The following is a 24657-nucleotide window of genomic DNA, read 5'->3' as shown; positions in this document are numbered from 1 at the left end:
GGCCCCGTGCGGTTTGCGTCCGCGCGGCCGGATCAGGATCGACCGGCCGAAGCGAGGTAAGTCGCAAGACGGCCCAGCATCGCGTCGCACCCGTGCAGCTGGTCGAGCGTGACGAACTCGTCGGGCTTGTGCCCCTGGTCCATGCTGCCCGGGCCGCACACGACGGTCGGAATACCGGCCTGCCCGAACAGCCCGCCCTCGGTGCCGAACGCCACCGTGCCGAATGCGTCGGAGCCACTCAGCATCGCGAGCAGTCGCGCGGCTTCACTGTCCGGCGGCGTCGCGAGCCCCGGATACGCGCCGAGCGGCTGCAGACGGATATCGGTATCGGGCTGCACCGCCCGCATCTTCGGCAGCAGTTCGGATTCCGCATAATCCTGCAGCTTTCTCGGTACGTCGTGCGCGTCGAATGCCGGCAGCGCCCGCACCTCGAAATCGAATTCGCATTCGGCCGGCACGATGTTCAGCGCGCGGCCGCCCTTGATCAGCCCGGCCTGCACGGTCGAGAACGGCGGATCGAAGCGGCTGTCGCGATGCTCGGGCCGCGCGAGCGCCGCGCCGATCTCGCCGAGCCGGCCGATCAGCTTCGCCGCGTAGTCGATCGCGTTGACGCCCAGCGGCGCGTACGCCGAGTGACACGCGGCCCCCTTCACGTGACAGCGCATCGCGAGCTTGCCCTTGTGCCCGAGCACCGGCTTCAACCCGGTCGGCTCGCCGATCAGGCACAGGCGCGGGCGATGCTCGCGGGCGGCCAGCGCATCGAGCATCGGCCGCACGCCGAGACAGCCGACTTCCTCGTCATACGAAAGCGCGAGATGCACCGGCACGCTCAACGGCCGCGCGACGAACGCCGGCACGGCCGCGAGCACCGACGCGATGAAGCCCTTCATGTCGGCCGTGCCGCGTCCGTACAGCCGGCCGTCGCGCTCGGTCAGCCGGAACGGCTCGACCGTCCATGCCTGACCGTCGACCGGCACCACGTCGGTATGGCCCGACAGCGCGATGCCGCCGCGATCGCGCGGCCCGATCGTCGCGTACAGGCTCGCCTTCGTGCGCTCCGCGTTGTAGAACAGCTCGCTCGCGACGCCGTGTCCGTCGAGGTAATCGCGGATGAATTCGATCATCGCGAGATTCGAATCGCGGCTGACCGTCGCGAAACCGATCAACCGTTCGAGCAATGCGCGGCTCGACATGTCACTCATCGCCCGGCACTCCGTAGCTCGGCGCGGCGGTCGGGTTCAGCGCACGTGTCTGGTAATCCTGCATCTGCGGGCGATACGCGTGCCACAGCGCATCCAGTTGCCCGATCGGATCGGCGTCGGCCCAGTCGACGCGCAGGTCGACGATCGGCCAGGTCACGTCGCCCGCCACCTGCAGCGCGGCCGAATGCACCGGCCCGGCCTCGCCGCCCGCCGCGATCGCAGCGTGCATCGCGGCGAGCAGCCGGTCGGCCAGCAGCCCGGGCGCCTGCTCGAACGCACGTACCATCGCGTCGATCACGCCCGGCGCGGCCAGCAGGTTGCCGGCCGCCACGCATTGCTCGCCCTGCACCGCGCGGTGCGTGCCAAGCGCTTCCTTGCCGGTGAAGCACGCGGTCTGCCCCTGCCCGTCGATCACCGTGACCTGCCGGTACTGGCTCCAGCCGTTCGCGCTGAGCGCGCGGTCGAGCGCGGCGGCCGGCGCGAGCTGCCGGTGCTCGATCAGATCGAGGATCTGCGGACCGAGCGCCGGCAGCGTGACGTTCTGCGTCGCGACCGCTCCGACGCCCGCGCGCACCCACGGGCAGCGCGCGCCCACCGCGATGCTCGACGAGCTGATCGCGATCCCGAGCTGCCCCGTTTCCGGGCAGCGCCCGACGATGGAGAAAGTCATCTCGCCTCCGGTGCGCGATTCGGCTGCCAGTTGTCCGGGATCACCGCGATCACGTCGATTTCCATCAGCCACTGCGGCTGGCCGAGCGCCGAGACGACGAGCCCGGTCGAAATCGGATAGACGCCTTTCAGCCACTTGCCGACTTCCTGGTACACGGGCTCGCGATAGCGCGGGTCGATCAGGTAGGTCGTCGTCTTCACGATGTGCGTGATGTCGCTGCCGGCTTCCTCCAGCAGCTGCTTCACGTTCTTCATCGCCTGCTCGGCCTGCGCACGCGCATCGCCGAGGCCGATCAGGTTGCCGTCGAAATCGGTGCCGACCTGGCCGCGCACATAGACGGTATTGCCGGCGCGCACGGCCTGGCACAGGTCGTTGTCGAGCGTCTGGTTCGGGTAGGTATCCTTCGTGTTGAACATGCGGATACGGGTATGGGTAGGCTGGCTCATCGAGGTCCTTCGATCGTCGGTGTGTTCGCCGGCCGCACCGCGAGCAGTCGCGGCGCGGGCCGGTTCAGGTTGTAGCGGGTTAGCCGGATCATCGCGTCCGGGTTTCGCGCGTGGCGCGGATCGTGACGCGAACGCGCGTCAGTCGATCGCATCGACGAGCGGACGGGCATCCGCCGGCTCCGGGCGCGATGCGTCGCCGTGCCCGGTGCGCGTTTGAAGCCGGCGCTGCGACGCGTTGTGATAGTCGAGGTACTTGCGCTGTGTGACGATGTGGTCGGCGATGTGTTTCGCGTCGTGCCACACGCCCCAGATGAAGCTGGAGCCGCGTCGCGACAGCCACGGCAGCCCGAGGAAATAGATGCCCGGCTCCTTCGACACGCCGCGTTGATGCTGCGGCTTGCCGTTCGCGCCGAACGCGTCGACGTTCAGCCAGCCGTAGTCGACCGCATAGCCCGTCGCCCAGACGATCGACGTGACGCCTGAGGCGGCCAGGTCGAGCGTGAGGATCGGCCGCGTGACGCAATCGGGATCCGGCAGGATGCGGCGCGCTTCGGGTTCTTCGGGCAGGTCGAGGCCGTTGCGGATCGCATACGCGTCGGCCGCGTCGAGCAGAGAGAGGTAGTTCTCGTCGCCGCGTGCGAGATTGACGGCGAGATCGGGTTCGAACACGGCGACGCCCCCGTCGAACGACTTCGTCAACCCGACGAGCGTCACGCCCTGGTGCGCGAGTGCGCGGAAATCGACCGTGTGACCGCCGCGCGCACCGCTCACCGCGATCGTCACGTGTTCGCGTCCGGGCGTCGCGACTTCCTTGTCCCATTCGCCGAGCACGCCGAGCCACCAGCAGAAGTCGCGGCCCCGATACGCGCGCGGCGGGCGGTCATGCGGGCCGACCGACAGGTAGACCTGCCGGCCCGCGCGCAGCAGCTCGTCGGCGATCTGCACGCCCGACGAACCGGCACCGACCACCAGCACCGCACCGTCCGGCAATTGCGCAGGGTTGCGATAATCGGCCGAGTGGATTTGCACGAGGCCGGCGTCGTCCGGCGCGATCGGCGGGATGACCGGGCGCTGGAACGGGCCCGTTGCGACGACCACGCGAGTTGCCTCGATCGTGCCGTCCGAAGTGTCGACGATGAAGCCCGGCTTGCCCGTGTTGCGCACGACGTTCTTCACTTCGACGCCGGTGCGGATCGGCGCGTTGAACTTGCGCGCATAGGCTTCGAAGTAGTCGGCGACCTGGTCCTTCGATGCGAACGCATCGGGATCGAGGCCGTCGAATTCGAGCCCCGGAAAACGGTCGTGCCACGCGGGGCCGTTCGCGACCAGCGAATCCCAGCGCCCGGTGCGCCAGCGCTCGGCGATGCGGTCGCGCTCCAGCACGAGATGCGGCACGCCGAGCTTGCCCAGGTGCTCGCTCATGGCCACGCCGGCCTGACCGGCCCCGACGACCAGCGTATCGATTGAGGTTGTTTCCACTGCCACGGCTGTCTCCTTGAAGTGCGGCTCGCTGCGATGCGGGTGTCGTCGCGCGAGGAGGAATGGAGACATTCTGCTGACAGGTCAGCGTGGGCGAAATGATGTTTTTTGTGGTTGTTGACGAGAAAAAAGCTGGGGGGCGGGGGTGGCTAGCGGTCCGGGCATACGGCGCCTCGCCGGGCGCGGGCGACTCGGCACTCGCCGCTGACGTAATACTTCCCCGTCGGATCGCAGGGCGTCGGAATGCCCGGTGCGTCCGCTCTTCGGTAACCTGAACGGCATGCTCGGAAGCAGGATCGACGGCTTCGCCTTGAGCGCACGCATTCGCCGGATCGAACATCGCGTTCCAACGTTCGCGCTCGGCGGCTTTCGTCCATAGCCCGACTGCCGCCGTCGTCGCGCCGATTTGGCGCTGATCGGGGAACGCGCCTGCAAATGCTGGGGCTGGCCGCTCGAGTGTTTCCCGGACAATTCTTGACCATGTGCGCGCACTCGAACTGATACGATACGCGTCGCCTGGGCCTGCGCGATGCGTGCTCAGGCCGATCGATCGTTCCCTTTTTCGATCCTTGCGCGTGAATCGCAGGCTGCGCCGGATCCCGGCCCAGCCGCCTCTCGCTGAATCCAGCAGCATCCCGGCGCCCGCCCGGCCCCGTTGCAGCAACCGTTGAAGTGGCGCACATTGCGCCTGCAATCATGAAGAAACTGAAGCAGCACATTCGCACCCTGAACGAGATCGACCGCACGCCGGTGATGCGCGTCTGCGCGCTGCTGCTGATGGCCGCCCTGCTGTACCTGCTATGGCCGTCAGCCGAAGTCGCGCGCCTCGCGCTGGAATCGGTCGTGCGCTGACGCACGGCTCGACGCCGCTGCGCTATACTCGCGCCATGCAAACCCAACCTGCCTCGCCGATCCTGCACCACTGGTGGCGCGCCTGACCCAGGCGGCCCGTCTCTGTTTGCATGTCCCGAACGTGATGCCGCCAGCCATGGCGGCATTGTCGTTTCTGCGCTCACGTCATGGCTGGCGGCTTCGATAACCCGGAGCCCATCCACACCATGACGCACCCGACCCGACCGACCATCCTCACCGGCGACCGCACGACCGGCCCGCTCCATCTCGGCCATTACATCGGCTCGCTGCGCGCGCGCGTGCAGATGCAGCACGAGGCAACGCAGTTCCTGCTGCTCGCCGACACGCAGGCGCTGACCGACAACATGGGCCGCCGCCAGCGTGTCACCGAAAACGTGATCGAGGTCGCGCTCGACTACCTGGCTGTCGGCATCGATCCGGCCATCTCGACGATCGTCGTCCAGTCGCAAGTGCCCGAGTTGGCCGAGCTGTCGCAATACCTGCTCAACCTCGTGACGGTCGCGCGCCTCGAGCGCAATCCGACCATCAAGGAAGAGATTCGCCTGCGCGGCTTCGAACGCGACATCCCGGCCGGGTTCCTGACCTATCCCGTGAGCCAGGCGGCCGACATCACCGCGTTCAAGGCGACGCACGTGCCGGTCGGCGACGATCAGTTGCCGATGATCGAGCAGACCAACGAACTCGTGCGCCGCTTCAACGCGACGGTCGACAAGCCGGTGCTGGTCGAATGCGAGGCCGTGCTGTCGGCGGTCACGCGGCTGCCCGGCATCGACGGCAAGGCGAAGATGAGCAAGTCGCTCGGCAACGCGATCACGCTCGGCTCGACGCCCGACGAGATCGCGCAGGCCGTGAAGAACATGTACACCGATCCGAACCACCTGCGCGTGAGCGATCCCGGCCAGGTCGAAGGCAACGTCGTGTTCACGTTCCTCGACGCGTTCGAACCCGACGTGCAGAAAGTCGACGAATTGAAGGCGCGCTATCGCCGTGGCGGCCTCGGCGACAGCGTCGTGAAGCGCGTGCTGAACGAGCGGCTGCAGGCGCTGATCGAGCCGATTCGTGCGCGTCGTCGCGAATTCGAGGCGGACAAGGCGGAGGTGATGGCGATCCTCAAGCGCGGCACGATGCATGCGCGAGAGGTGGCGGGGGCGACGCTGGCCGAGGTGAAAGGCGCGATGGGTCTGACGTACTTCGATTGACGCGCACGCGATAAACGCAAGCGGGCGGCGCCGCGCGACGGCATGCCTGCGTCGCGCTTGCGTGCTATCCGGCGGCACAACGCCGTGCCGCCGGCAGTCAGCCGGCGAAGCCTGCCGTCACGGCCGCTCGTGTGCCGACGGCGCAGCGTGGCATACGGCCTCGATCCGGTTGCCGGCCGGGTCGATGACGAAGGCGGCGTAGTAGTCTGCGTGATACTGCGGCCTCAAGCCGGGGTCGCCATCGGGTCGCCCGCCGGCCGACAGCGCTGCCTCGAAAAACGCATGCACCTGCGCGCGAGAAGCGGCCTTGAAACACCAGTGCCGCTTGCTCTCCCCGACTTCGGCGGGATCCAGATAAATCGCCAGGAAGGTGGACGCGGTGTCGTCGGCATTGCAACGTTCGCCGTAACCGAGCGCGGTGCCGCGGTCATAAACCCGGGTCGCGCCCAGCGCGGCCATGACACCGTCGTAGAAAGGGCGGGCCCGATCGATATCCGGAACGCCGATGGACACGTGGTCAAGCAGTTGCATGGTGTTGGCTCCATTGAACGAGCACGAGTCTACACAACCCGCCCCGGTCCGGCCGAGCAACCTTACCGACGACCACACTACCGCCCCCGTCGCTACGTGATCTGATAGGTCGACGCCGGCACGAACTCCTCCGGCATCGGCCGATCCCCGAGTTCCAGCACCGAGCGCTCGATCGTACGCGCCATCGCATCGAGCGCGAGCGCATTCGGCGCAAGACCGAACGGCTCGGCCACTTCGTTCGCGATCGCTTCGAGCGCGATCAGCGTGTACGAGATGAACACGCAAATCAGCGGCGTGAAGAATTCCGTCGAATCGACGAGACCGAACGGCAGCAGCACGCAGTATGCATAGACCGTGCGATGCAGCAGCACGCTGTACGAGAACGGGATCGGTGTCGTCAGGATGCGCTCGCAGCCACCCACCGCCTTGCCCAGCTCGGCCAGTTGCGCATCGAACATCCAGCACGCCGCTTCGCTGCCGGGCGTGCGGCCCAGCGCACGCACGATCGCTCCGCGCAGATCATCGAGAATCGCGACGGGCTGATAGCACTTGTGCGCGAACGCGGCCGCGCGCTCGGCGCCGAGGATGCGCTCCAGATCCTGCGCCGGATCGGTATGCCGCAACTGATGTTTCAGCGCATACGTGAACGCGATCAGCAGATCCGCGAGCCGGTTGCGCTCGGCGTCGCTCACGCTGTCGGGCAGGTAGCGCCGCAGCTGCGACGTGACGGTGCGCGCCGAGATCAGCAGGTTGCCCCACAGAAGCCGTGCCTCCTTGAAGCGCTCGAAGCTCGCGTTGTTGCGAAATGCGAGGAAGATCGCGAGTGCGAGCCCGAACAGCGTGAACGGCGCGGTGTTCAGCGGAATCTTCTCGCCGAAGATGCGCCCGTTCGTGAAGACCGCCAGCGTGCTGACGATCGCCATGAACACGAGTTGCGGAATGATCGACTGCAGCACGGAGCCGTTCCATACGAACAGCATCCTGAGCCAGTTTTGTCGTGGTCTGACGATCATGGTGTTGTCCCGACTGCCGATGAAATATGGGATGCGGATCGCTGCCGCCCGACGTGCAACGGCCCGCGCATGGCGGGCCGCTGTCGGCTCGATACGAGGCCGCGCGACGCCATTCGCGGCGTGCGCGCGTGATGATACGCGCGCGCCGGCCCGTCGCCCGGCGTGGCGGTCAATGATAGCCGGCGTCGCCCTCGCGCACCTTGCCGCGGAACACGCGGTACTGCATCGCGTTGTACACGAGGATGATCGGCAACACGATCACGGTGCCGACCAGCGCGAACAGCTGGCTCGAATGGCTCGACGATGCATCCCAGATCGTCAGCGACGGCGGCACGATATTCGGCCAGATGCTGATCACGAGCCCGGTGTAGCCGAGGAACACGAGCGCGAGCGTCAGCAGGAACGGCGTCGCCTCGTGCTCGCGCTTCACCGTATGGAAAATGCCCCACACGCAGGCGACGACGAGGATCGGCACCGGCAGGAACCAGCCGAGGTTGCCGCTGCCGAACCAGCGATGCGCGACGGCCGGCAGCCCGATCACGGTCCACAGGCTGACCACGCCCATGACCGCGAGCAGCACGCCCGCAAGCGGCTTCATCAGCATGCGCATCTTGCGCTGCAGCTCGCCGTCGACCTTCAGGATCAGCCAGCCGCAGCCAAGCGTCGCATAGGTGACGAGCACGCCGATCCCGCAGAACAGGCTGAACGGCGACAGCCAGTCGAACGGCCCGCCCGCGAACTGGTTGTTCACGATCCGGATGCCCTGCAGCAGCGAACCGAGCGTGATCCCCTGGCAGAACGCGGCCAGCGCGGAGCCCCCGATGAACGCGAGATCCCACAGGTGCTGCGTGCGGTTCGCCTTCGAACGCAATTCGAACGCGGCGCCGCGAAAGATCAGTCCGACCACCATCAGGATCAGCGGCAGGTAGTTCGCCGGCAGCAGCGTCGAGTAGACGACCGGAAACGCGCCGTACAGGCCCGCTCCGCCGAGCACGAGAAAGGTCTCGTTGCCGTCCCATACCGGCGCGACGGTATTGAGCATGACTTCGCGTTCGGCCTTCGCGTCGAAGAACGGAAACAGCAGGCCGATGCCGAGATCGAAGCCGTCGAGCATCACGTAGAGGAACACGCCGAGGCCGATGATCGCGGCCCACACGACAGGAAGATCGATGTGCATGGCTTACTCCGCCTCGGTGACGTTCAGCGGCGTGGACAGCGCGCTCTTGCGCAGCCCCGGATGCCGGTGCAGCTCGATGTATCCGGCGTGCGCGGCCGGCCCCCGCTTCATCAGCTTCATCATGTAGTAGATACCCGTTCCGAACACCAGGAAATACACGACCACGAAGATCAGCAGCGATACGCCGACCTGCTGCGCGCTGAGCGGCGCGACCGAATCGACGGTGCGCAGCACGCCGTATACAGTCCACGGTTGCCGCCCGACCTCGGTCGTGATCCAGCCGGCGAGCAGCGCGACGATGCCCGACGGTCCCATGCACACGACGAACCACTGGAACCAACGCGTTTCATACAGGCGCCCGCCCTTTCTCAGCAGCAGGCCGAGCAGCGCGGTAAGCAGCATCAGCATCCCGAGGCCGGCCATGATCCGGAACGTCCAGAAGATGATCGGCGAATACGGGCGATCCTGCGCCGGGAATTCCTTCAACCCGCGAATCTCGCCATTCCAGCTGTGCGTGAGGATCAGGCTGCCGAGGTGCGGCACCTGGATCGCATAGCGCGTCGTCTCGGCCTGCATGTCCGGCAGGCCGACGAGGTTCAGCGCGGTGCCGCCCTTCTCGGTTTCCCACAGCCCCTCGATCGCCGCGATCTTCGCCGGCTGGTATTCACGCGTGTTCAGCCCGTGCGCGTCGCCGACGAGGATCTGGATCGGTGCGAGCAGCAGCAGCATCCACAGCGCCATCGAGAAGCTGCGCTTCACCGGCTCGTCGCGGCGCCCCTTCAGCAGGTGCCACGCACCGCACGCGGCCACGATGAAGCCCGCGACGATGAACGCGGCGATCGTCATGTGCGCGAGGCGAAACGGGAACGATGGGTTGAAGACGACCTTGAACCAGTCGACCGGCACGACGAGGCCATTTTCGATCTTGTAGCCCTGCGGCGTCTGCATGAAGCTGTTCGATGCGAGGATCCAGAACGTCGAGATCAGCGTGCCGACCGCGACCATCAGCGTCGCGAAGAAATGCGCACGCGGGCTGACGCGCTGCCAGCCGAACAGCATCACGCCGAGAAAACCGGCTTCGAGGAAGAAGGCCGTCAGGACTTCGTAAGTGAGCAGCGGGCCGGTGATGTTGCCGGCGACGCGCGAGAAGCCCGACCAGTTCGTGCCGAACTCGTACGCCATCACGACGCCGGAGACGACCCCCATCCCGAAGCCGATCGCGAAGATCTTCGACCAGAACTGGAACATGGATTTGTACGCGGCATCGGCGGTGACGAGATAGCGCCATTCCAGCACTGCCAGGAAGCTCGCCATGCCGATGCTGATCGCCGGAAACACGATGTGGAACGACACCGTGAACGCGAATTGCAATCGGGCAAGATGGAACGCATCGAAGATTTCCATGACCGTAATTTGCTCGTGGTTGTGAGGACGTCAGCTCGAAGCAGGAAATCGCGCGACGGCTTCGCGGCGGCACGTGCGGACATGGACGGATCGCGGTGCACGGCAACGAAGCGTGAATGACGATATCGCGTTTGCGACGATACTCGCAATCGCGCAAACGTGCGTTGAAACTGTGCTTTCCGCGGGGCCGGAGATGTGTGTACGGAAAAACCGTTCAACGCCCACGCAGCCCGCAGCTGTACTGCTTTCCGCATGGCGGCGCTGTACATCCGCGGCGCCACCGAACGCCCGTACCATCGGTTCGTGACTTCCCGTGGCGAACCAGCGCAACACCGCCCTCGCAGAATCCGTTCCCGTCGCGTGACACGCGCCGGCCGATCCCCCAAGGAGAAATACGCATGCAGCCCAGCGACCGCCCCGACGCCCCGTCCGGCAGCCGCGCGTGTCGCGTGACGCGTCATCGTGCCGGCGAAGCGCGGGACACCGTCGATCGCGTCGTCGACGAAACGCCGGTTGCACTCGTGTTCAACGGCATCGCGCACTCGGTCATGATGGCGACGCCGATCGACCTCGACGCGTTCGGCCTCGGCTTCGCGCTGAGCGAAGGCATCGTCGAGCGCGCGTCGGACGTCTTCGACATCGAAAGCGAATGCCGGCCCGGCAGCGCCGAAGTGCGGCTCACGGTGTCGCAGCAGGCGTTCATGACGATGAAGGCGCATCGCCGCGCGCTGGCCGGCCGCACCGGCTGCGGCGTCTGCGGAATCGAAAGCATCGCGCAGCTCGACCTGCATCCGCCGCGCATCGCGTCCGCCGGTGCGGCGGCCGGCATCGGCACCGACGCCGTCGCGCGCGCCGCCCGCGCGTTGCCGGCGCGGCAGCCGCTGATGCATGCGACCGGCGGCATCCATGCGGCCGCCTGGTGCGATCGCGACGGCGCCGTGCTGGAAGTCTTCGAGGACGTCGGCCGCCACAATGCGCTCGACAAGCTGATCGGCCGGCTCGCGCGGCGCCGCGCCGACCTCGCCGCGGGCTTCGTGTTCCTGTCGAGCCGCGCGAGCTACGAGCTCGTGCGCAAGGCCGCACGCGTCGGCATGCCGATGATCGCGACGATCTCGGCGCCGACGTCGCTCGCGATCGACGTCGCACGCGAAGCCGGCGTGCGGTTGCTCGGCTTCTGCCGCAACGACGGCGTCGTCGAATACGTGTCGCCCGATCCGCTCCCGCTACCCGAACCAACGCTTGCGCAATCGCATGCGCTCACCGCTCGATGAAACTCCTGACCGATTTCGATACCGCCCAACGGCAGTTCGCCGGCGCGTTCGCGCCGTCGCATGCGGCCCTTTCCATGCCGGTCGCGCAGGCGGCCGGCCACGTGCTCGCCGCACCGCTCATCGCCGTGCTCGACCAGCCGCCCGCCGACCAGAGCGCGATGGACGGCTATGCAATCTGCCACGCCGACCTCGAATACGGCGAGCCGCTGCGCGTCGCGCAGCACTGCTACGCGGGCGACGTGCCGTCGCCGCTGGCACCGCGCACGGCAGCGCGGATCTTCACCGGCAGCCTGATTCCGCCGGGCGCCGACACCGTCGTGATGCAGGAGCACGCGCGCGAGGTGCGCGGTCTCGTCACGTTCGACGCATCGCCGCGCAGCGGGTCGCATATCCGCCGCCGCGGCGAGGAAGTGCGCGCGGGCGACCTGCTGATGCCGGCCGGCGTGCGGCTCGGCGCGATGCACGTCGGCGTCGCCGCCGCCCAGGGTTGCGCGCGCATCGATGTGCGGCCGCCGTTGCGGATCGGGATCCTGACGACCGGCGACGAGCTCGTCCCGTGCGGCGAACCGCGTATGCCCCAGCAGATCTACAACAGCAACGCGCCGATGCTCGCGGCCCTCGTATCGGGAACCGGTGCCTGTGTCGCCGCGGCCGAACACGCCGCCGACACGCCGGGCGCCGTCGGTGCGGCACTGCGCGAAATGGCCGCGCGCTGCGATCTGGTCGTCTGCGTCGGCGGTGCGTCCGTCGGCGACAAGGATCTGCTGCGCCCGGCACTGACCGCGCTGGGCGCATCGTTCGAGGTGTCGGGCGTGCGGATGAAACCGGGCAAACCCGTCGCGCTCGCGCGGCTCGACGAACGGCCCGTCGTGTTGCTGCCCGGCAATCCGGGCGCGGCGATGATCGCGTTCGCACTGTTCGTCGCACCGCTGATCCGCCGTTTGCAGGGGCGAGACGATTGCCTTCCGGCCGTGCCGTCGCTGCCGATCGACATCGACGTCGAGCCGGACGCGCAGCGCGAACGCTTCGTGCGCGTGCGCCGCACCATCGACGCCAACGGCGCGCCCGTCCTCGACACGCTGCGCCAGCAAGGCGCCGGCATGCTGCAATCGCTCGTGCACGCGAGCGGGCTCGCGCGGCTGCCGGCAGGCCGGCGCATCGCACGCGGCGATGCCGTGCCGTATTACGACTTCGCGCACTGGCTCGCATGAGCGCAAATGAAAGCATGCACCTGCTCGTCATGCCCGCCTTTCGCGCATGCAGGATGACGAACTGTATTCCTGCATTTCGGCCGCGATTGTGTCTCTGCCGACGGAATCCGGCGGACTATCCTCGCGATGAGGCTCGTCACGGCCGGTGCGCCGACATATCCGCATACGCTCGGCCGGCCGGCGACGCCGTTCCGTTCACTTCCTGCAGGCAGACGAACCCATCGTGAATGCCATCACTTCCGCGCCGGCGGCCGCCGCAACCGGCGCCCTCTCCCGCCCGCTCGACACGCTCGCGCGGCCGTTGCGCGATCTGCGGCTGTCCGTCATCGACCAGTGCAATTTCCGCTGCGGCTACTGCATGCCGCGCGACACGTTCGGCCCCGACTATGCATTCATGCCGTCGTCCGAGCGGCTGTCGTTCGCGCAACTGGAGAAGATCGCGCGCGCGTTCGTCTCGCTCGGCGTCGAAAAGATCCGCCTCACCGGCGGCGAGCCGCTGCTGCGCCGCAACCTCGAAGCGCTGATCGAACGGCTCGCGATACTGACGACGGTCGGCGGCAAGCCCGTCGAAATCGCGCTGACGACCAACGGTTCGTTGCTCGCCGCCAAGGCACGCACATTGCGCGACGCGGGCTTGTCGCGCGTAACCGTGAGTCTCGACGCGCTCGACGACACCGTGTTCCGCCGGATGACCGACACCGACGTGCCGGTGGCGCGCGTGCTGGCCGGCATCGAGGCCGCGCAGGCGGCCGGCCTCGCCCCCGTGAAGGTCAACGCCGTGATCGAGCGCGGTGCGAACGACGACCAGATCCTGCCGCTCGTGCGCCACTTTCGTCATAGCGGCGTGACCGTGCGCTTCATCGAATACATGGACGTCGGCGGCGCCAGCGCATGGTCCGGCGACAAGGTCGTGCCGGCCGCAAGGATGCGCGAGCTCATCGATGCGCGCTATCCGCTCGTGCTGGTCGGCGAACCGGGACACGACGCCACCGCGATCCGCTGCCGGCACATCGACGGCGCGGGCGAGGTCGGCTTCATCGCGAGCGTGTCGCATCCGTTCTGCGGCACGTGCTCGCGCGCCCGCGTGTCCGCCGACGGCCGGCTCTATACGTGCCTGTTCGCGACGCAGGGCACCGACTTGCGGCCGTGGCTCGACGACGCCGCATCGATCGACCGCCTCGCCGATGCCGTACGCACGAGATGGACACGGCGCGACGACCGCTATTCCGAACGACGGGCCACGCTTGCGGCGCGGCCGTCCGGCAAGACCTATCCGACCGTGCGCATGTCGCTCGTCGGCGGCTGACGGGCAGCCGCGCGAAGCGGAGCGCACCGCCTACTGGAGAACCGTCATGACTCGTTTCACCGAATCCCGTGCCGCTTCATCCGACGCGCCGTCACATGACGGCGGACATTGCGGACCCGCCGACGCGCATGCCGAGCCGCCACCGGCGATCGCAGCCGGCTTCGAGGTGCGCGTGCAGTACACGGCAATCGACGCGGGTGCGGAGATCGCTCCGATCGTTCGCAATCCGAATGTCGGCGCGGTCGTGAATTTCGTCGGCGTCGTTCGAAACGAAGGCGACGTCGACGACGTGATCGCGCTGGAAGTCGAGCACTATCCGACGATGACCGAGCAAGCACTGTGGAGCATCGTCGAGGAAGCCGGCGCACGCTGGCGGCTCGAGGCGGCCAGGATCGTGCATCGCGTCGGGCGCATCCCGCTCGGCCACGCGGTCGTGATCGTCGTGGTGGCCGCCGCGCATCGCGCGGCCGCGTTCGACGCGTGCGAATTCATCATGGATTTCCTGAAGACGCATGCGCCGTTCTGGAAGAAGGAGATCCGGCACGACGGCGTGGCCGGCTGGGTCGAGCCGAAGGCGCATGACGATCAGGCGATGCATCGCTGGGGATGAACGCGTCATCCCGCGCCATTCCGATTCCGCCGACCCGAAGGACTTCGCTCTGGATTCCGTAATGAAACTGACGATCAAATATTTCGCGAGCATTCGCGAACAACTCCATGCCGACGAGGAAATCGTCGAGATCGATGCGCATGAGCTCACCGTCGACGCGCTGCGCGGCACGCTCGCCGCGCGCGACGCGCGCAGTGGCGAAGCGCTGCGGATGGACCGGCCCGTGCGCGCGGCCGTGAATCTCGAAATGGTGACCGGCGACTTCGTCGTGCGGGAGGATAGCGAGGTGGCGTTCTTTCCGCCGGTGACGGGCGGCTGAATCGTTCACATCGAGCGGCAACCGGCAACTGGCAACCGCCAGATCGGCGACGCTCGATGCGCACCGGGTCGACTAATGAAGCCCGCGCAGAAAATCCGGAACCGGATGGTCGATGGAAGCGAGATAACCCGCCATCGCACCGGCCACTTTCCGCACGGCCGGACGCGCGGTCATTCGTTCGCGCCACGCGAGCAGGTTCGGCGTCTCCGCCGTCATCGGCGCGCCCTTGCGCGCGCCGAACAACTGCGCCATGTAGAACGCGATGTCTGCGTACGAATAGGTTTCGGCGAGGAATTCCCGATCCGCCAGCACGCGCTCCATGCGTCGATAGTATTGCCGCGCTTCGTCGCGCGCGGCCTGCGCCGCCGGATGATCGGGCGTCTCTTCGAGGCCCATCAGCCGGATCACGTGCGGAAAATAGATTTCATCGCTGCAGTGCTCGAGCTGACGTGCCGCCGCACGCGCTTTCGGCTGCGCCGGCCATAGCGCGGGATCGGGCTTCAGGTCTTCGAGGTACTCGAAGATCTGCGTGGAATCGAAGATCTCCAGGTCGCCGTCGATCAGCACCGGCACCTGCCGCTTCGGATTGATGCGCAAGACGTCCGGATGCTTCGGATCGTAACCGCGCTGCTGGCTGAACGGCACCAGTACGCGCTCGAAGGCGATGCCCTTCTCGTGCGCCGCGATCTCGACTTTCGCGCCGAACATGCTCAGCGGCCCGGTGATGATTTTCATGTGTCGCTCTCCTCGATGGTTTTGACCCGCGGCCTTCGCGAACACCGGCCGCCCGCCGGCAAGCCACCCGCGGCTCCGTTGCGCGAGCCGACGGCGGGCGTGTCGAATCATGGATCCGATAACATGACATCTTCTGTCATGTATTTCCGATGAGGTGCTGCGCATGAAAGCGAGCCGGCTGTTATCGATCATGATGATGCTGCAGGCGCGCGGCCGCATGACCGCGCCGGCGCTGGCCGCCGCGCTCGAAGTGTCGGAGCGCACGATCCTGCGCGATATCGACCAGTTGTCGGCGGCCGGCGTGCCGATCTGGGGCGATCGCGGGCGCAACGGCGGCTTTCAGTTGCAGGATGGCTGGCGCACCGATCTCACGGGCCTGACCGAGCAGGAAGCGCATGCGCTGATGCTGGCCGGTCTGCCGGGGCCGGCGGGAGAACTCGGGCTCGACGCGATGGCCGCGTCCGCGCGGCTCAAGATGATCGCCAGCCTGCCGCCGAACTCGCGCGAGCATGCCGATCGGGTCGCGAGCCGGCTGCATGTCGATACCGTCGATTGGTATCGCGCGCAGGAAACGCCGGCGTTTCTGCGGGAAGTCGCCGATGCCGTGTGGCAGTCGCAGCGCATCGAGGTGACGTACGAGAGCTGGCGCGGTGTGTCGCGCCGCGTACTCGATCCGCTCGGGCTGGTGCTCAAGGGCGGTGCGTGGTACGTGGTGGCGAAGGTCGCCGGCAAGCGCGATGCGCTGACTTTCCGGCTCGCGAACATTCGGGACCTCGCGGCATCGCGCCGGCGATTCAGGCGGCCCGCGCGGTTCGACCTGGCGCGGCACTGGCGCGAGTCGATGAGCCGGCATGAGGCCGAGCTTTACAGGTTGCACGCGCACGTCGCGGTATCGGCGCGCGGACAGAGCTGGCTGGTCAATGCACGCGTGAAGGTCGCCCCCGTCGCGGAAAGCGCTGGCAGTCCCTCGATCCCGTCGGGATGGAAGGAATTCCTGATGCCGATCGAATCGATCGAGCACGGTGCGCGGAAGCTGCTGGGATATGGTGCGCAGCTGAAAGTGCTCGGGCCGCGGGAGCTCGTGGCTCGATTGACCGACGAGGTGGCAGCGACGCAGGCACTGTACTGACCCGCGCCGCCGAAGAACGACGACGCGCCGCCAACATTCGCGGCGTGATCGGCGCGCCGCTGCTCGCATTCGCCGTGTTCGCAAGACCCGCCTTCGTGGCGGACGATCCTTCCACATAGTGAAACAATCTCCGCCGTGCCAACGCCGCATCTTCGACTTGCCGTTCGCTCCGCGGCGCCCCGCCCCGAAGCCGGTCGACGGCCAGTCTCTGCACCGATCGCCCACCGAATCCGCCGCTGTCGTCCATACGAGACGCCGCCGCACCACACGCCTGTCATGGCCCGGCACTCAACTCTTATATAAGACATAAGACATTTGACGCGTGACCATATTGCGATTAGAATCCCGTCCAAGCAGTGAAGCAGTGTCCGGAACAGCAGCCTCGGCGTGCCTGGAAAGCCCTTCCCCTGAAACGCAATCTCAGCAGGTCCCCCCATGCTTGAAAACTTTCGTGCTCACGTGGCCGCCCGCGCCGCGCTCGGTATTCCTCCCCTGCCGCTGACGGCTCAGCAAACCGCCGAACTGGTGGAACTGCTGACGAACCCGCCCGCAGGCGAAGAGCAGACGCTGCTCGACCTGATCACCCACCGCGTCCCGGCCGGCGTCGACGAAGCCGCTCGCGTGAAGGCCGGCTTCCTGGCCGCCGTCGCGAAGGGCGAGACGGCGTGCCCGCTGATCTCGCGCGAACGCGCGACCGAACTGCTCGGCACGATGCTGGGCGGCTACAACATCCAGCCGCTGATCGAGCTGCTCTCGGACGACGCAGTCGCGGCCGTCGCCGCCGACGCACTGAAGAAAACCCTGCTGATGTTCGACCAGTTCCATGACGTGAAGGAACTCGCCGACAAGGGCAACGCGCACGCGAAGGCCGTGCTGCAGAGCTGGGCCGACGCCGAATGGTTCACGAGCCGTCCGGAAGTGCCGGAAAGCCTGACCATCACCGTGTTCAAGGTGCCGGGCGAAACCAACACCGACGACCTGTCGCCGGCCCCCGACGCGACCACCCGCCCCGACATCCCGCTGCACGCGCTGGCGATGCTGAAGAACGCGCGCCCCGGCATCACGCCGGAAGAAGACGGCAAGCGCGGCCCGGTCAAGTTCATCGAATCGCTGAAGGAAAAGGGTCACCTCGTCGCCTACGTGGGCGACGTGGTCGGCACCGGTTCGTCGCGCAAGTCGGCCACCAACTCGGTGCTGTGGTTTACCGGCGAAGACATCCCGTTCGTGCCGAACAAGCGCTTCGGCGGCGTGTGCCTCGGCGGCAAGATCGCGCCGATCTTCTACAACACGATGGAAGATGCCGGCGCACTGCCGATCGAACTCGACGTATCGCAGATGAACATGGGCGACGTCGTCGAACTGCGCCCGTACGAAGGCAAGGCGCTGAAGGACGGCAAGGTGATCGCCGAGTTCCAGGTCAAGTCCGACGTGCTGTTCGACGAAGTGCGCGCCGGCGGCCGCATTCCGCTGATCATCGGCCGCGGCCTGACCGCGAAGGCGCGTGAAGCGCTCGGCCTCGCACCGTCGACGCTGTTCCGTCTGCCGCACCAGCCGGCCGACAGCGGCAAGGGCTTCTCGCTCGCGCAGAAGATGGTCGGCCGCGCATGCGGTCTGCCGGAAGGCCAGGGCGTGCGTCCGGGCACGTACTGCGAACCGAAGATGACCTCGGTCGGCTCGCAGGACACCACCGGCCCGATGACCCGCGACGAACTGAAGGATCTGGCTTGCCTCGGCTTCTCGGCCGACCTCGTGATGCAGTCGTTCTGCCACACCGCCGCTTATCCGAAGCCGGTCGACGTGAAGACGCACCAGACGCTGCCGAACTTCATCAGCACCCGTGGCGGCATCGCGCTGCGTCCGGGCGACGGCGTGATCCACTCGTGGCTGAACCGCATGCTGCTGCCCGACACCGTCGGCACTGGCGGCGACTCGCACACGCGCTTCCCGATCGGCATCAGCTTCCCGGCAGGTTCGGGCCTGGTCGCGTTCGCGGCCGCCACCGGCACGATGCCGCTCGACATGCCGGAATCGGTGCTGGTCCGCTTCAAGGGCAAGATGCAGCCGGGCGTCACGCTGCGCGACCTCGTCAACGCGATTCCGCTGTACGCGATCAAGCAGGGCATGCTGACGGTCGCCAAGCAAGGCAAGAAGAACATCTTCTCGGGCCGCATTCTCGAAATCGAAGGCCTGCCGGACCTGAAGGTCGAGCAAGCGTTCGAACTGTCGGATGCGTCGGCCGAGCGTTCGGCAGCCGGTTGCACGGTGCGCCTGAACAAGGAACCGATCATCGAGTACCTGAACAGCAACATCACGCTGCTGAAGTGGATGATCGCGCAGGGCTATCAGGATCCGCGCAGCCTTCAGCGCCGTATCGCGGCGATGGAGCAGTGGCTGGCCGACCCGCAACTGCTGTCGCCGGATGCCGACGCCGAATACGCGGCGGTCATCGAGATCGACCTGGCCGACATCCACGAGCCAATCGTGGCATGCCCGAACGATCCGGACGACGTGAAGACGCTGTCCGACGTCGCCGGCGCGAAGATCGACGAAGTGTTCATCGGCTCGTGCATGACCAACATCGGTCACTTCCGCGCCGCGTCGAAGCTGCTCGAAGGCAAGCGCGACATCCCGGTCAAGCTGTGGGTCGCGCCGCCGACCAAGATGGACCAGAAGCAGCTGACGGAAGAAGGTCACTACGGCGTGTTCGGCACGGCCGGCGCCCGCACCGAAATGCCTGGCTGCTCGCTGTGCATGGGCAACCAGGCACAGGTGCGCGAAGGCGCGACGGTGATGTCGACGTCGACCCGCAACTTCCCGAACCGCCTCGGCAAGAACACGAACGTGTACCTCGGCTCGGCGGAACTGGCGGCAATCTGCTCGCGTCTGGGCAAGATTCCGACCAAGGAAGAGTACATGGCCGACATGGGCGTGCTCACCGCGAACGGCGACAAGATCTACAAGTACATGAACTTCGACCAGATCGAAGACTTCAAGGAAGTCGCCGACACCGTGCAGATCTAAGCATGCGGTCGAGCTGCGGCGGGCGATGCCCGTCGTGGCGACACGCGAAGGCGCCGCGGGCTGAATGCCCGCGGCGCCTTTTTTTTGAAGCTGCCGGCCGTCGCTTCACCGCATGCACGAGGCCGCGAGCTTCCCGACCGCGATTACCGCCTGTTCGATCTCCGGCGACCACGGGCTGCTGTAGTTCAGCCTGATGAAGTTACGGTAGTTGTCGGTGATCGAGAACATGTAGCCGGGGCCGATCGTGATCCCCTGCTCCAGCGCGAGCTGATACAGCCGCATCGCATCGACCTGCGCCGGCAGCTCGACCCATAGCACGTAGCCGCCGGCCGGGCTCGAGATGCGCGAGCCTTCCGGGAAGAACCGCGACACCATCGCGCGCATCAGGTTCGCCTGCTGCGCATACGCCTTGCGCAAGCGCCGCAAGTGATGCTCGTAGCCGTCGCGTTCGAGAAACTCGGCAATCGCGAGCTGCGGCAGCGACGGCGTGGCCAGCGTGTTCAGGAACTTCAGTTTCTCGACCTGATCGCGATACCGGCCCGGCAACGCCCAGCCGATCCGGTAAGCCGCCGTCAGGCTCTTCGAAAACGACGCGCAATGCAGCACGATCCCGTTGCGGTCGCAGGACTTCAGCGTGGTCGGATGCGACTCGCCGAAATACAGTTCGTTGTACACACCGTTCTCGATGATCGGCATGTCGACGCGGGTCGCGAATTCCACCAGCTCGCGCTTGCGCTCGTCGGGCATCTGGAAGCCCAGCGGGTTCTGGAAGTTCGGCATCACCATGCACGCGGCGATCGGCTGCGATTTCTCGATCACCGCCAACGCAGCGATATCGATCCCGTATTCCGGATGCGTCGCGACCTCGATCGCCTTCATGCCCATCCGCTCGATCGCGTGCAGCATCGCGTAGAACGTCGGCGACTCCACCGCGATCGTGTCACCCGGTTTCGCGACGGCCTGCAGGCACAGGTTGATCGCCTCCGTCGCGCCGACGGTCACGATGATCTCGTTCGGGTCGACGGACATCCCGTTTTCCAGGTAGCGCCGCGCGATCTGCCGGATCAGGCGCGGATGGCCGGGCGGCAACCCGTCGGTCACGCCCGACAGCGACTTGTCCCGGCCGGCCGCATAGGCGTAACGGTTCAGCTTCTCGAACGGAAACAGGCTCGGGTCCGGATACGGCGAGCCGAGCGGCACGGCGTCATCGGTGCCGATCGAGCGCAACGTCGACAGCACGAGCCGGCTCATGTCGACCGACGACGAGATCGCGATCGGCTTCGATGGCCGCAGCTCGCGCACCGGCGCATGGTTGTCGTCGCGCCGCAGGTTCACGAAGTAGCCCGACTGTGGGCGGCTTTCCAGCAGCCCGCGGCTTTCGAGCAGCAGATACGCGTGCAGCACGGTCGTGATGCTGATCCGGTGCTGCTGGCTCGCCTGCCGCACCGACGGAATCCGGTCGCCATGCCGGTACACGCCCTGGCGGATCAGGCGTTCGATGTCGTCCGCGAGTTTTTCGTAGAGCTTCATCGCGTGCGCCCCGCCGGCTTGCGCATGCGCGCCGCCGCCTCGTGCGAGCCCGCGACGCGCGTGTGCTGCCCGCCCGCCGGGCTGTCGTGATCCCTGATTGCTCCCTCCGGTTTTGCCTTTTCCATCGCAGTGGCTCGCTTTTGAAGATGTGCCGGGAGGCCCGTGATGCCTGGGTTTGCAGCACTGTGCACTTGATGATGGAAGCTTAAGAGCAGAACAGTTGATGCGGAGTACACACATCGGATGCGCGGAAAAGAGTACAGTTCGGCGCCAATTCGCGACTTCGGGCGAACTGTACGTCTTACGAATCTGGTCCGGGACGTGAGGATTGGAGAGCAATACGACGACATGGGCCGCGTCGTTCGGCGCCGGCGCGTTGACAGGCGACGCATTCCAGAAGATCGCCAGTGACGCGGGCAAAGGTACGCACGAACATACGGGCTGCGGCGGCCGCTAGATGCGTTGTGCTGTCCGCGATCGCAATCGCATTCGCACAGCGCAACAACGCGCGCTTCAACCCTGACACCGTTCGCTAACCAAGCGGCGCTCGCGACGACCGCAACGCCGATGCGGCCGGCTGCGGCAAGGTCGTTGCCAGCCTGCCTGGCTTGCAAGCCAGCGCGTGACGCGAAAATCCCGGTCGACGAACGGTGGTGTAATCAATGCGCGTCGAACTGACCGGCGCCCGCCGAACCGGCCACAGCCGGCGTTACCGCGCCGCCTGTTGCCGCTGCACTTCCTGCGCTTTCATCTGCAGATACGCGCCGCGCTCGACTTCGTGCAGCTGCTTCGGATATTGCTCGGTCGCGTCGAACCAGCGCGCCAGGCGCTGGTCGAGCGGCTTGTCGAGCGTCGCGAGATACGCGTCGATCGCGAGGTAGTAGCGCATCGTGTTGCGCTCCAGCAATCCGCGCACGCCGCCGACGTACTGCGGCTGCGCCGCCGACGCACCGCTGGCTGCCGTGAACCCGATCTTGTCGCTGCCGACCGTCGCGAGGTAGGTCTTCATCGCCATGCGGCCGACCGCGCCGAAGCCGTACGAATACGTCAGATGCAGGAACGTGCGCGACGCGCCGACAGGCACGGCCTCCAGTGCGATCCGGTAGTCCTTGGTGCCCATCGGGCCGCTGTCGGCGGTCAGGTCGACCTGGAAATAGTCGGGCGTCGCGGCGGCGACCCGGTAGCGAAACTGCACGCGATAAGTATCCGACAGCTTCTGCTCGATCTTGCGGCCGAGGTTCACGTCGAGCACCGGACCGTCGCTGCCGGCCGACGCGTGACAATACTTCGTGTTCAGGTGCAGGATCAGCACCGCGCACCAGTTCGCGGGGCCCTGCGCGGGATCGTTGAGCTTGCCGTTCACGACGGAAAACGGATAGTCGACGACCGCGTAGATGTCGCCCTTCAGCGATGAAGACGCCTCGGAGGATTCGAGGTACAGCGGGCGATGGAACGGATTGTTCTTCAGCTGCTCGCCGAGGCTGTGATAGCGGTCCAGCAATGCCGCCGCGCCGTCCGCGCCGAACGACAGCGCGCTCCAGCCGACGCATATGGCCGCGACGAGGGCATGCCACGCGCGGCGCGCGTATCGCGGTGCTTGCGGATGTTCGGATGTCTCCATTCTTGTACTCCAGCGGGGGGCACGATCGGCGCGCGCCTGTTGCCATACGGAATACACGCTCTGACCGTCATCGATACGCCGTCGTTCCGTTCGATCGAGCACGCGCCGGGTTCATTTGTCATTTGTCAGCCGAGAACGCGCTCGACATCTGCCGCGCCCGCTTCACGTCGTCGCCATGCAGATAAATCGACGTCGTCGAGATCGACGCGTGCCGCAAGTTGTCACGCACCGTCGTGAGCTCCGCGCCGCGCGCGAGCGCGTGCGTCGCATGCGTATGACGCATCCAGTGCGGGCTCGCCTGACGCAGCTTCTGCGCGAGCGACGGGTTGTCGTCGTCGACGAGCGCAGCCGCCTGCGCGAAGAAACGCTGCATCACCTTCCACAGTCGCACGCTTGTGATCCCGGCCGCGCCGTCTTCCGCGAGGCTCGGCACCAGCGGCGTATCCGGCCGCCAGCGCACCGGCGTCACCGGCAGCCGGCGCGCGACCAGATGCCGATCGAGCGCCATGCGCGCGAGCGGCGGCAGCGCGACGCGCGCGGCCTTGCTGCCCTTGCCGATCACCTTCAACCACGCATCGCCGTGCGCGTCCGTTTCGATGTCGCCGAGCGTCGCGCCGACCAGTTCGCTCGCGCGCAGCCCGGTCGCATACCCGAAATCGAGGATGAAACGCAGCCGTTGCGCGGCCGCCGGCGTCCACGCGGCCTGCCGCGCGCCGGACGATGTGTCCTTGCGAAACTCGAGGCCGTCCGCGATCGTGCGCACGAGCAGCCACTCGCCTTCGGTGAACGCATGCGACGTATCCAGCGCGCTCGCGCCGCGCGTGTCGCGCACCTTGACGCCCGCGAACGGATTCGCGAGCAGATAGCGCTGCTCGATCAGCCAGCGGAAAAGCGCGCCGAGAACCGACAGCGTGTACGCGGCCGACCGCGCGGACAATCCGCCCGAAAACGGCCGCCAGTCCGGCGCGCCGCGCGGCCGCACCGGGCCGATCCAGCGTTCGTGCGGCGTCGGGTTGCGCAGGAACGCGCGATACGCGACCGCATCCTCCGTGGTAAGCGACGACAGCGCGCGCCCGCGCTCGACGATCGCCCACAGGATCAACCGCTCGGCCTCCTTCCGGTATGCGCGGCGCGTGGCGGCCGATTCGTGCAGCGACAGCCACGCGTGCACGGCCGCGTAATCGTTGTCCGCGTCGAGCGTGCTGGTTGCGCGCGGCGCGCGGAACGTGCCGTTCGAGCCGTCGACTTCGTGCGGCAGCTTCAGGTGCTCCCACGGCACGATGGCGCTGCGCGGCGTCGCCGCGATCAATGCGCGTGCCCGCTCGGTCAGGTCGGGATGCGCGGAAAAGAACGCCTCGATGTGCCGCGCGCTCGCCACGCCGAGCCCCGCGATCGCGCGCCACCATTGCCGCCGCCGAGGAATCCGCACGGTCAGGTCGGCCAGCGTCGCGATCCCGTGCGCACGCAGCGCGACAACTGCGCGGGCGGGCAGCCACAAGCCGACGTCGTCGCTGATCTGCGGCACCGGCGCGCGCGCATGGCGCAGCAGGCCGATCGCATCGGTCGCGGCCTTCGCCATCCGGATGCGCTCGCTGTCGGCATGACCCAGTTGTTCCGCGAGCTCGGGCCGCCCGACCTGCCGCGCGACACGCACGAGACGGCGGCGAATCGCGCCGATCACGCCGCGCGCCGACCGCCCTTCGCCGAGCCGATCGGGCAGATAGCGTTCGACCGCCTGACGCACGGTCATGCCCGCGTACCATGCACGCAGCGCGGCCAGTTCGTCGGCGTCGGGATAGCCCGCGGGCGCGGGCGGGGATTCGGAGGAAGGCGTTAAGGCAAGGCGCGATGTCATGGGCGCCAGTTTGACAGAACCGCGGGCGCTCGAAAACGCCCGGCGTGCTGCGGAT

At 67.0% G+C, this 24657-nt stretch carries 21 protein-coding genes; 9 read left to right on the top strand and 12 right to left on the bottom strand.

All coding sequences use genetic code 11. The features are described from left to right. Positions 1-32: 32 nt before the first annotated feature. From argE to WS51_RS26775, 4 genes are all read right to left on the bottom strand, one after another. Positions 33-1202, bottom strand: coding sequence for an acetylornithine deacetylase (gene argE, locus WS51_RS26790; RefSeq protein ID WP_059452295.1), 1170 nt, complete (start codon positions 1200-1202; stop codon positions 33-35). Further along, positions 1195-1872, bottom strand: coding sequence for a DUF1028 domain-containing protein (locus WS51_RS26785; protein ID WP_069230092.1), 678 nt, complete (start codon positions 1870-1872; stop codon positions 1195-1197). The genes argE and WS51_RS26785 overlap by 8 nt, the downstream gene beginning before the upstream one ends. Next, positions 1869-2318 (bottom strand): RidA family protein, encoded by a 450-nt coding sequence (locus WS51_RS26780; RefSeq protein WP_059452293.1) that lies wholly within the window; start codon positions 2316-2318, stop codon positions 1869-1871. Before WS51_RS26780 ends, WS51_RS26785 begins: the two co-directional genes overlap by 4 nt. Positions 2319-2456: 138 nt before the next feature. Then, positions 2457-3803: a flavin-containing monooxygenase gene (locus WS51_RS26775; protein ID WP_069230091.1), complete on the bottom strand. Its 1347-nt coding sequence runs from the start codon at positions 3801-3803 to the stop codon at positions 2457-2459. Positions 3804-4493: 690 nt separating this feature from the next. Between WS51_RS26775 and WS51_RS32655 the strand changes: the two genes are divergently transcribed. After that, positions 4494-4649, top strand: coding sequence for a hypothetical protein (locus WS51_RS32655; RefSeq protein ID WP_167358010.1), 156 nt, complete (start codon positions 4494-4496; stop codon positions 4647-4649). Positions 4650-4855: 206 nt separating this feature from the next. Further along, positions 4856-5869, top strand: a complete 1014-nt coding sequence (trpS, locus tag WS51_RS26770; protein ID WP_069230090.1) for a tryptophan--tRNA ligase — start codon at positions 4856-4858, stop codon at positions 5867-5869. A gap of 117 nt (positions 5870-5986) precedes the next feature. Here the strand turns inward: trpS and WS51_RS26765 are convergent, their stop codons facing one another. The 4 genes from WS51_RS26765 to WS51_RS26750 all read right to left on the bottom strand — a co-directional run bounded on the left by WS51_RS26765 (position 5987) and on the right by WS51_RS26750 (position 9994). After that, a complete protein-coding gene (locus WS51_RS26765) occupies positions 5987-6400 on the bottom strand; it encodes a VOC family protein (protein ID WP_059452290.1) in 414 nt (137 codons plus the stop codon). 92 nt (positions 6401-6492) lie between these two features. After that, positions 6493-7413 carry a bestrophin family protein gene (locus tag WS51_RS26760; protein ID WP_069230089.1) on the bottom strand — a complete coding sequence of 307 codons (921 nt, stop codon included), beginning with the start codon at positions 7411-7413 and terminating at the stop codon, positions 6493-6495. A gap of 169 nt (positions 7414-7582) precedes the next feature. Then, on the bottom strand, positions 7583-8590 hold the full coding sequence (gene cydB, locus WS51_RS26755; RefSeq protein ID WP_069230088.1) for a cytochrome d ubiquinol oxidase subunit II: 1008 nt from the start codon (positions 8588-8590) through the stop codon (positions 7583-7585). Positions 8591-8593: 3 nt separating this feature from the next. After that, positions 8594-9994: a cytochrome ubiquinol oxidase subunit I gene (locus WS51_RS26750; RefSeq protein ID WP_069230087.1), complete on the bottom strand. Its 1401-nt coding sequence runs from the start codon at positions 9992-9994 to the stop codon at positions 8594-8596. A 398-nt stretch (positions 9995-10392) separates the two neighbouring features. On the opposite strand from WS51_RS26750, the gene fdhD reads away from it, so the two are divergent. The 5 genes from fdhD (at position 10393) to moaD (ending at position 14711) form a co-directional block, all read left to right on the top strand. Next, positions 10393-11265 carry a formate dehydrogenase accessory sulfurtransferase FdhD gene (fdhD, locus tag WS51_RS26745; protein WP_069230086.1) on the top strand — a complete coding sequence of 291 codons (873 nt, stop codon included), beginning with the start codon at positions 10393-10395 and terminating at the stop codon, positions 11263-11265. After that, the gene (locus WS51_RS26740) at positions 11262-12476 is read left to right on the top strand and encodes a molybdopterin molybdotransferase MoeA (RefSeq protein ID WP_069230085.1); all 1215 of its coding nucleotides are present in this window, start codon (positions 11262-11264) and stop codon (positions 12474-12476) included. Before fdhD ends, WS51_RS26740 begins: the two co-directional genes overlap by 4 nt. A gap of 202 nt (positions 12477-12678) precedes the next feature. Beyond that, on the top strand, positions 12679-13782 hold the full coding sequence (gene moaA, locus WS51_RS26735) for a GTP 3',8-cyclase MoaA (protein ID WP_069230352.1): 1104 nt from the start codon (positions 12679-12681) through the stop codon (positions 13780-13782). A gap of 46 nt (positions 13783-13828) precedes the next feature. After that, the gene (locus WS51_RS26730; protein ID WP_059452284.1) at positions 13829-14392 is read left to right on the top strand and encodes a molybdenum cofactor biosynthesis protein MoaE; all 564 of its coding nucleotides are present in this window, start codon (positions 13829-13831) and stop codon (positions 14390-14392) included. A 61-nt stretch (positions 14393-14453) separates the two neighbouring features. Then, positions 14454-14711 (top strand): molybdopterin converting factor subunit 1, encoded by a 258-nt coding sequence (moaD, locus tag WS51_RS26725; RefSeq protein ID WP_059452283.1) that lies wholly within the window; start codon positions 14454-14456, stop codon positions 14709-14711. A 72-nt stretch (positions 14712-14783) separates the two neighbouring features. Here the strand turns inward: moaD and WS51_RS26720 are convergent, their stop codons facing one another. Beyond that, positions 14784-15446, bottom strand: coding sequence for a glutathione S-transferase family protein (locus WS51_RS26720; protein ID WP_069230084.1), 663 nt, complete (start codon positions 15444-15446; stop codon positions 14784-14786). A 163-nt stretch (positions 15447-15609) separates the two neighbouring features. On the opposite strand from WS51_RS26720, the gene WS51_RS26715 reads away from it, so the two are divergent. Together WS51_RS26715 and acnB are read left to right on the top strand one after the other, a co-directional pair. Beyond that, a complete protein-coding gene (locus tag WS51_RS26715; RefSeq protein WP_059452281.1) occupies positions 15610-16575 on the top strand; it encodes a helix-turn-helix transcriptional regulator in 966 nt (321 codons plus the stop codon). Positions 16576-17010: 435 nt separating this feature from the next. Then, a complete protein-coding gene (acnB, locus tag WS51_RS26710) occupies positions 17011-19596 on the top strand; it encodes a bifunctional aconitate hydratase 2/2-methylisocitrate dehydratase (RefSeq protein WP_059452280.1) in 2586 nt (861 codons plus the stop codon). 105 nt (positions 19597-19701) lie between these two features. On the opposite strand, the gene WS51_RS26705 is transcribed toward acnB, so the two are convergent. The 3 genes from WS51_RS26705 to WS51_RS26695 form a co-directional block, all read right to left on the bottom strand. Beyond that, on the bottom strand, positions 19702-21126 hold the full coding sequence (locus WS51_RS26705) for an aminotransferase-like domain-containing protein (protein WP_059542245.1): 1425 nt from the start codon (positions 21124-21126) through the stop codon (positions 19702-19704). A gap of 709 nt (positions 21127-21835) precedes the next feature. Beyond that, positions 21836-22747 carry a hypothetical protein gene (locus WS51_RS26700; RefSeq protein WP_059452278.1) on the bottom strand — a complete coding sequence of 304 codons (912 nt, stop codon included), beginning with the start codon at positions 22745-22747 and terminating at the stop codon, positions 21836-21838. Positions 22748-22865: 118 nt separating this feature from the next. Next, positions 22866-24602 (bottom strand): site-specific integrase, encoded by a 1737-nt coding sequence (locus WS51_RS26695; protein ID WP_069230083.1) that lies wholly within the window; start codon positions 24600-24602, stop codon positions 22866-22868. Between the last annotated feature and the right edge of the window lie 55 nt (positions 24603-24657).

Source organism: Burkholderia territorii (assembly GCF_001718335.1).
GTDB classification, from domain to species: domain Bacteria; phylum Pseudomonadota; class Gammaproteobacteria; order Burkholderiales; family Burkholderiaceae; genus Burkholderia; species Burkholderia territorii.
This window is presented reverse-complemented; position numbering and strand designations above follow the sequence as displayed.